At 60.2% G+C, this 8,157-nt stretch carries 8 protein-coding genes; 4 read left to right on the top strand and 4 right to left on the bottom strand.

The features are described 5' to 3' along the window. Window positions 1-81: 81 nt before the first annotated feature. From infA to trxB, 4 genes are all read right to left on the bottom strand, one after another. Window positions 82-300 carry a translation initiation factor IF-1 gene (gene infA, locus ACCD00_RS18555; RefSeq protein ID WP_002553999.1) on the bottom strand — a complete coding sequence of 73 codons (219 nt, stop codon included), beginning with the start codon at window positions 298-300 and terminating at the stop codon, window positions 82-84. Window positions 301-411: 111 nt separating this feature from the next. Further along, complete coding sequence (locus ACCD00_RS18550; RefSeq protein ID WP_413426662.1) at window positions 412-1,119, bottom strand: arginyltransferase; 708 nt, start codon at window positions 1,117-1,119, stop codon at window positions 412-414. 56 nt (window positions 1,120-1,175) lie between these two features. Further along, window positions 1,176-1,856: a leucyl/phenylalanyl-tRNA--protein transferase gene (aat, locus tag ACCD00_RS18545; protein WP_413426660.1), complete on the bottom strand. Its 681-nt coding sequence runs from the start codon at window positions 1,854-1,856 to the stop codon at window positions 1,176-1,178. 62 nt (window positions 1,857-1,918) lie between these two features. Beyond that, on the bottom strand, window positions 1,919-2,878 hold the full coding sequence (gene trxB, locus ACCD00_RS18540; RefSeq protein WP_413426658.1) for a thioredoxin-disulfide reductase: 960 nt from the start codon (window positions 2,876-2,878) through the stop codon (window positions 1,919-1,921). A gap of 305 nt (window positions 2,879-3,183) precedes the next feature. Here trxB and ACCD00_RS18535 point away from each other — a divergent pair, with 305 nt between their 5' ends. The 4 genes from ACCD00_RS18535 to crcB all read left to right on the top strand — a co-directional run bounded on the left by ACCD00_RS18535 (window position 3,184) and on the right by crcB (window position 8,144). Further along, window positions 3,184-5,595, top strand: coding sequence for a DNA translocase FtsK (locus tag ACCD00_RS18535; protein ID WP_413426656.1), 2,412 nt, complete (start codon window positions 3,184-3,186; stop codon window positions 5,593-5,595). A 66-nt stretch (window positions 5,596-5,661) separates the two neighbouring features. Then, window positions 5,662-6,285, top strand: coding sequence for an outer membrane lipoprotein chaperone LolA (lolA, locus tag ACCD00_RS18530; protein ID WP_413426654.1), 624 nt, complete (start codon window positions 5,662-5,664; stop codon window positions 6,283-6,285). Between the two features lie 162 nt (window positions 6,286-6,447). Beyond that, window positions 6,448-7,770: a replication-associated recombination protein A gene (locus ACCD00_RS18525; protein WP_413426652.1), complete on the top strand. Its 1,323-nt coding sequence runs from the start codon at window positions 6,448-6,450 to the stop codon at window positions 7,768-7,770. After that, a complete protein-coding gene (crcB, locus tag ACCD00_RS18520; RefSeq protein ID WP_008015556.1) occupies window positions 7,770-8,144 on the top strand; it encodes a fluoride efflux transporter CrcB in 375 nt (124 codons plus the stop codon). The genes ACCD00_RS18525 and crcB overlap by 1 nt, the downstream gene beginning before the upstream one ends. Window positions 8,145-8,157 lie beyond the last annotated feature (13 nt).

Below are 8,157 nucleotides of genomic sequence, written 5' to 3'. Positions count from 1 at the left end.
GCGATGGTCGTCAACGATGATGCGGGGAGTCTGACTTGACGCGGCGCCCTCAGGTTCTTCGCGAGCAAGCTCGCTCCAACCTTAGCGCGCGCGGTAGGTGATGCGCCCTTTGCTCAAGTCATAGGGAGTCAGCTCGACGCGCACTTTGTCGCCGGTAAGAATACGGATGTAGTTCTTGCGCATCTTGCCGGAGATGTGCGCGGTTACGACGTGCCCATTTTCCAACTCCACACGAAACATGGTGTTGGGCAGGGTGTCGACGACAGTGCCTTCCATTTCGAAGCTGTCTTCTTTCGACATGCAGTAAAGCCCTCGGTGTCCAGTGAATGGCCCGGTGCAACTGCGCCAGGCAAAAGCGGCGTGCATTGTGCCCGAAAAGTGGGGTTTAAGCCAAGGGGTTTAGGGCTGGCTCTAGTTTAGAACCACCCAGCGCTGATTAATCAGCAACTCAATGGGGCGATATTGAGTCTTGTAGTTCATTTTTTTGCAGTTTTTGATCCAGTAGCCGAGGTAGACGGCTTCCAGCCCAAGCCGGCTGGCCTCGGCGATTTGCCAGAGGATCGCGTAGCGCCCAAGGCTGCGACGCTCTTCGGAGGGCTCGTAGAAGGTGTAGACCGCCGAAAGACCGTTCGGCAGTAAATCAGTGACGGCGACGGCCAGCAGCCGGCCGTTCAGGCGGAACTCATAAAAGCGTGAAAACGGCAGGTCCCGCACCAGGAATGTCGAAAACTGGTCGCGACTTGGCGGGTACATATCGCCATCGGCGTGACGCTGTTCGATATAGCGTTGGTAAAGGTTGAAGTACTCTTCGTTGAAGCAGGGCCTGGCCGGACGCACCTGCAAATCCGCGTTGCGCTTGAAAATGCGTTTCTGTTGCCGATTGGGCGTGAACTGCCCCACGGGAATGCGCGCCGGAACGCACGCATTGCAGTTCTGGCAATGCGGCCGGTAGAGATGGTCGCCGCTGCGACGAAAGCCCATCTCTGACAGGTCTGCATAGACATGCACATCCATGGGCTGGCTAGGGTCGAGGAACAGGGTCGTGGCCTGCTCGTCGGGCAGATAACTGCAAGAGTGCGGCTGAGTGGCATAGAACTTCAAGCGCGCCAACTCGGTCATGATCAACCCTCGGGTAGTGCTTTGGATTAAGTGTAAGCCACGCTGGCAAAAGACGCTCAGCAAACCCAGGTGGCGGCGTTGGGTTGGTCCAGGTACCTGGCCAGATAGCTGGCAAACTCGCGGCGGGGTATCGCCCGGGCTCCGAGGCTGTGCAGGTGATCGGTGGGCATCTGGCAATCGATCAGTACAAAACCCGAGTCTTTCAGATGTCGAACCAGTGTGGCAAAGCCGAATTTCGAGGCGTTGTCGACACGGCTGAACATGGACTCGCCGAAAAACAGCCGGCCCATCGCCAGGCCATACAACCCGCCGACCAGTTCGTCCCCGTCCCACACTTCCACCGAATGCGCGTGACCACGCCTGTGCAGTTCGATGTAGGCATCCTGCATCGCCTCGGTGATCCAGGTGCCATCGGCATAATCCCGGGGGGCCGCGCAGGCGCGGATGACGGCGGCGAAATCCGCGTCGAACGTCACTTGATAGCGTTGCTGGCGCAGCAGTTTGTTCAGGCTGCGCGAGACGTGCAGTTCGTCGGGAAACAAAACCGTGCGCGGGTCCGGAGACCACCAGAGGATCGGCTGGCCTTCGGAGAACCATGGGAAGCAGCCGTGGCGATAAGCCGAGACCAGCCGGTCGGCGGACAGATCACCGCCGGCAGCCAGGAGTCCGTTGGGGTCGCGCATGGCCTTTTCCAGCGGTGGGAAATGCAAGGTGTTGCGTTGTAACCAAGTCAGCATGGCATCCGGGCTTGCAGAAGGGGAGGGCAGTGGTGGGTGTTGGCTCGCGATCAAGTTTGCCTTCAAACGGCAGGAATGTCGTCGAGGTATTTTTCAGCGTCCAGCGCCGCCATGCAACCGGCCCCGGCAGACGTAACGGCCTGGCGATAAACGTGGTCGGCCACGTCGCCGGCGGCAAACACGCCTGCTATCGCCGTAGCGGTGGCATCGCCTTCGCTGCCACCCTTGACCAGCAGATACCCGTTGCGCATTTCCAGCTGTCCGTTGAACAGGTCGGTGTTGGGCTTGTGCCCGATGGCGATAAACACCCCGGCCAGCGGCAGTTCCCTGGTTTCGCCGGTGTGACTGTCCCGCAGGCGGGCACCGGTCACGCCACTGGCGTCGCCAAGCACTTCGTCCAGATTCTGGTTCCAGTGCAGGCGGATATTGCCATTGGCGGCCTTTTCGAAGAGTTTGTCCTGGAGGATTTTCTCCGAGCGCAGTTTGTCGCGCCGATGGATCAGGTGCACTTCTTTGGCGATGTTCGACAGGTATAACGCTTCTTCGACCGCCGTGTTGCCGCCGCCGACCACCGCAACCACCTGATTGCGATAGAAAAAACCATCGCAGGTCGCGCACGCCGAAACCCCTTTGCCGGCAAACGCTTCTTCCGAGGACAGGCCCAGATATTGCGCAGAAGCGCCGGTGGCAATGATCAGCGCATCGCAGGTGTAAGTTCCGCCATCGCCGATCAGTTCGAACGGCCGTTGTTGCAACTTGGCAGTATGGATGTGGTCGTAAACAATCTCGGTGGCAAAGCGTTCGGCATGTTTTTGCATGCGCTCCATCAGGACCGGCCCGGTCAGGCCTTCGACGTCGCCTGGCCAGTTATCGACTTCGACGGTGGTGGTGAGCTGGCCACCTGCCTGTATGCCGGTAATGACAACGGGCTTGAGGTTGGCGCGGGCGGCATAAACGGCTGCGCTGTAACCGGCAGGGCCGGAGCCCAGGATAATCAGGCGGGAATGCTTCGCTTCGCTCATAAAAACACCTCATAAGCCTTTGTCACAAAAGAGAATGCATGCTCAAATTGAACAGCATGTCATGTGCTGTTGACTATGCTACACCCAAGGGTCTCAAGCATGGCGTCGTGCGTACAAACCCGTACAATGCCGTGCGTGCTACATATATTCAGTGCGCGCCGTGTTTATAAAAACCGGGGCGCAGTGTTAAAAGTAGTCCCGGTTACGCGTGTTAACTTTTTACCTGCCTGGATTGGGCAGTTTTTTGCCAGTTTTTTTAGACATTCACCAGATGGACGCGCCCATGGCGCAGGAAAAGAAGCGTTTTGAAGAAATCCACCGCAGCACCTAAACCAGCCGTCGTTCCGCTCTGGCGCCAGCACTTGCACTACCGACTCAAGGAAGGTGCGCTGATCGCCATCGGTGCCTTGTGCCTGTTCCTGATGATGGCCTTGTTGACCTATGGCAAGGATGATCCGGGCTGGAGCCATAACAGCAAGATCGACGACGTGCAGAACTTCGGCGGGCCAGCGGGCTCCTACAGCGCCGATATCCTGTTCATGGTGCTGGGTTACTTCGCCTACATCTTCCCGTTGCTGCTGGCGATCAAGGCGTACCAGATCTTCCGCCAGCGTCACGAGCCGTGGCAGTGGAGCGGTTGGCTGTTCTCCTGGCGCCTGATCGGCCTGGTGTTCCTGGTACTGTCGGGCGCCGCTCTGGCCCATATCCATTTCCATGCCGCGACCGGTCTGCCGGCCGGTGCGGGCGGTGCGCTGGGCGAAAGCCTCGGTGACCTGGCCCGGAACGCCCTGAATATCCAGGGCAGTACCCTGTTGTTCATCGCGTTGTTTCTGTTCGGCCTGACGGTGTTTACCGACCTGTCTTGGTTCAAGGTGATGGATATCACCGGCAAGATCACCCTCGACCTGTTCGAACTGTTCCAGGGCGCGGCCAATCGCTGGTGGGCGGCCCGTACCGAGCGCAAGCAGCTGGTCGCCCAGTTGCGTGAAGTCGACGACCGTATGGATGAAGTGGTTGCGCCGACCGTCTCCGACAAGCGCGAGCAGGCCAAGGTCAAGGAACGCTTGATCGAGCGTGAGCAAGCCCTGAGCAAGCACATGTCCGAACGCGAGAAGCAGGTGCCGCCGGTGATCGCGCCCGCGCCACCAAAGCCTGCCGCACCGAGCAAACGCGTCGAAAAAGAGAAGCAGGCACCTCTGTTCGTCGACAGCGCCGTGGAAGGCACCTTGCCGCCGATCTCGATTCTCGATCCCGCGGAAAAGAAACAGCTCAATTACTCGCCTGAATCCCTGGCTGCGGTTGGCCACCTGCTGGAAATCAAGCTCAAGGAGTTCGGCGTTGAAGTCACGGTCGACTCGATTCATCCGGGGCCGGTGATTACCCGTTACGAAATTCAGCCGGCCGCCGGCGTCAAGGTCAGCCGCATCGCCAACCTGGCCAAGGACCTGGCCCGTTCCCTGGCCGTGACCAGTGTGCGCGTGGTGGAAGTGATTCCGGGCAAGACTACGGTCGGTATCGAGATTCCCAACGAAGACCGGCAGATCGTGCGTTTCTCCGAGGTGTTGTCGACCCCCGAATACGACAACTTCAAATCCCCGGTCACCCTGGCCCTGGGCCACGATATCGGCGGTAAACCGGTCATCACCGACCTGGCGAAGATGCCGCACCTGCTGGTGGCCGGTACCACCGGTTCCGGTAAGTCTGTGGGTGTGAACGCGATGATCCTGTCGATCCTGTTCAAGTCCGGCCCGGAAGACGCCAAGCTGATCATGATCGACCCGAAAATGCTGGAGCTGTCGATCTACGAAGGCATTCCGCATCTGTTGTGCCCGGTGGTCACCGACATGAAGGACGCCGCCAACGCCCTGCGCTGGAGCGTTGCCGAGATGGAACGCCGCTACAAGCTGATGGCCAAGATGGGCGTGCGCAACCTGTCGGGCTTCAACGCCAAGGTCAAGGAAGCCCAGGATGCCGGCGAACCGTTGAGCGATCCGCTGTACAAGCGCGAGAGCATTCACGACGAAGCGCCGCTGCTGAGCAAGCTGCCGACCATCGTGGTGGTGGTCGACGAATTCGCCGACATGATGATGATCGTCGGCAAGAAGGTTGAAGAGCTGATCGCACGTATCGCGCAAAAGGCTCGTGCGGCGGGTATTCACTTGATCCTCGCGACCCAGCGTCCGTCGGTGGACGTGATCACCGGCCTGATCAAGGCCAACATCCCGACCCGCATGGCGTTCCAGGTATCGAGCAAGATCGACTCCCGGACCATCATCGACCAGGGCGGCGCCGAGCAACTGCTGGGCCACGGTGACATGCTCTACATGCCGCCGGGTACCAGCCTGCCGATTCGTGTGCACGGTGCTTTCGTGTCCGACGACGAGGTTCACCGCGTGGTGGAAGCCTGGAAGCTGCGTGGCGCGCCGGAATACAACGACGACATTCTCAATGGCGTCGAAGAGGCGGGTAGCGGCTTTGAAGGCAGCAGCGGTGGCGGCGATGGCGATGATCCTGAGGCCGACGCGCTGTACGACGAAGCGGTGCAGTTCGTGCTGGAAAGCCGTCGCGCCTCCATTTCCGCGGTTCAGCGCAAGCTGAAAATCGGCTACAACCGCGCCGCGCGCATGATCGAAGCCATGGAAATGGCTGGGGTCGTGACGTCCATGAACACCAACGGTTCGCGTGAAGTCCTGGCCCCGGGCCCGGTGCGCGACTGACCCGAGTATGAAAGGGGTGGTGCCTGTGGCACCGCTCGCACTCCCACGAATGTTATGAGGACTCCCATGCGTCTGATCCGCATGCTGTTGCTGCCGGTACTGGCTTTGACCACGCTTTCGGCCCAGGCCGATGACAAGGACGTGGCACGCCTGACCCAATTGCTGGAAAAATCCCAGACCCTGACCGCACGTTTCTCTCAGTTGACCCTGGACGGCACCGGCACCCAGTTGCAGGAAACTGCTGGCGACATGTCGTTGCAGCGTCCGGGCCTGTTCTACTGGCACACCGATGCGCCAGCCGAGCAGACCATGGTCTCCGATGGCAAGAAGGTCACCCTGTGGGACCCGGACCTGGAACAGGCCACCATCAAGAAACTCGATGAGCGTCTGACCCAGACGCCCGCGTTGCTGCTGTCCGGTGACGTGTCCAAGATCAGCCAGAGCTTCGACATCAGCGCCAAGGAAGCCGGCGGCGTGATCGACTTCACCCTGAAACCGAAAACCAAGGACACCTTGTTCGACAGCCTGCGCCTGTCGTTCCGCAATGGCCTGGTCAATGATATGCAGTTGATCGACAGTGTCGGTCAGCGTACCAATATCCTGTTCACCGGCGTGAAGGCCAACGAGCCGATCCCGGCGTCCAAGTTCAAGTTCGACATCCCCAAGGGTGCCGATGTAATCCAGGAATAAAACGCAGAACCTCTGTAGGAGCGAGCTCGCTCGCGATGAACCTGAGCGCGCCGCTGGGTGTCAGGTCGCCAGCGTTATCGTTGACGACCATCGCGAGCTAGCTCGCTCCTACAGGAATTGTGTTGATTGACATCAGGGCCCAGTGAGGTTTCACAAGTAGTCATGGATCTGTTTCGCAGCACCCCCATCGCCCAGCCCCTGGCCGCCCGTTTGCGCGCGACCAATCTGGATGAGTACGTCGGCCAGGAACACGTGCTCGCTCGCGGCAAGCCCTTGCGCGAAGCGCTGGAGCAGGGTGCCCTGCATTCGATGATTTTCTGGGGGCCGCCGGGTGTGGGCAAGACCACGCTGGCGCGATTGCTCGCGGAAGTCTCGGATGCGCACTTCGAAACGGTGTCGGCGGTGCTCGCCGGCGTGAAGGAAATCCGTCAGGCGGTGGAAATCGCCAAGCAGCAGGCCGGGCAATACGGTAAGCGCACCATCCTGTTCGTCGACGAAGTGCACCGTTTCAACAAGTCCCAGCAGGATGCGTTCCTGCCCTATGTCGAAGACGGCACGCTGATTTTCATCGGCGCCACCACCGAGAACCCCTCGTTTGAATTGAACAACGCGTTGCTCTCGCGGGCACGGGTCTATGTGCTCAAGAGCCTCGACGAAGCGGCTCTGCGCAAGCTGGTCCACCGTGCGCTGACCGAAGAGCGGGGTCTGGGCAAGCGCAACCTGACCCTCAGCGATGAGGGCTTCCAGATGCTGCTGTCCGCCGCCGATGGCGATGGCCGGCGCCTGCTGAATCTGCTGGAGAACGCCTCGGATCTGGCCGAAGACAACAACGAGATGGGCACCGACCTGCTGCAAAGCCTGCTCGGTGATACCCGTCGGCGTTTCGACAAGGGTGGCGAAGCGTTCTACGATCAGATTTCCGCGCTGCACAAATCGGTGCGCGGCTCCAATCCCGACGGCGCGCTGTACTGGTTTGCGCGGATGATCGACGGTGGCTGCGATCCGTTGTACCTGGCCCGGCGCGTGGTGCGCATGGCCAGCGAAGACATCGGCAATGCCGACCCGCGCGCCCTGAGTTTGTGCCTGGCGGCCTGGGAAGTGCAGGAACGCCTTGGCAGCCCCGAGGGTGAACTGGCGGTGGCCCAGGCCATCACCTATCTGGCCTGCGCGCCGAAAAGCAATGCGGTGTACATGGGCTTCAAAACTGCATTGCGCGCCGCCGCCGAGCACGGCTCGCTGGAGGTGCCGCTGCACCTGCGCAACGCACCGACCAAGCTGATGAAGCAGTTGGGCTACGGCGATGAATACCGTTATGCCCATGATGAGCCGGACGCCTATGCCGCCGGGGAAGATTACTTCCCGGAAGAGCTCGAGCCGATTCCGTTCTATCAGCCGGTGCCCCGTGGCCTGGAACTGAAAATCGGCGAAAAGCTCAATCACCTGGCGAAACTCGACCGTTTAAGCCCCCGGCAGCGGAGAAAATAGTGCTTCCTTTGATCGTTGCGGTATCCGTTGGCGGGGTAGCCGGTACATTGTTGCGCTTCGCCACGGGCAACTGGATCAATGCGAATTGGCCGCGGCACTTCTATACCGCGACGCTGGCCGTTAATATCGTGGGCTGTTTGCTGATCGGCGTTCTATACGGTCTGTTTTTGATACGCCCGGAGGTGCCTGTCGAGGTGCGTGCCGGGTTGATGGTCGGCTTCCTCGGGGGGCTGACGACTTTTTCATCCTTTTCACTGGATACGGTGCGCCTGCTGGAAAGCGGGCAAGTGCCGCTGGCCCTGGGCTATGCGGCACTCAGCGTATTCGGCGGGCTGCTTGCCACCTGGGCCGGCCTGTCCTTGACCAAACTTTGATAAACGAGAAACC

Source organism: Pseudomonas sp. Pseusp3, from assembly GCF_047304225.1.
In the GTDB taxonomy this organism is placed as follows: domain Bacteria; phylum Pseudomonadota; class Gammaproteobacteria; order Pseudomonadales; family Pseudomonadaceae; genus Aquipseudomonas; species Aquipseudomonas fluorescens_CD.
This window is presented reverse-complemented; position numbering and strand designations above follow the sequence as displayed.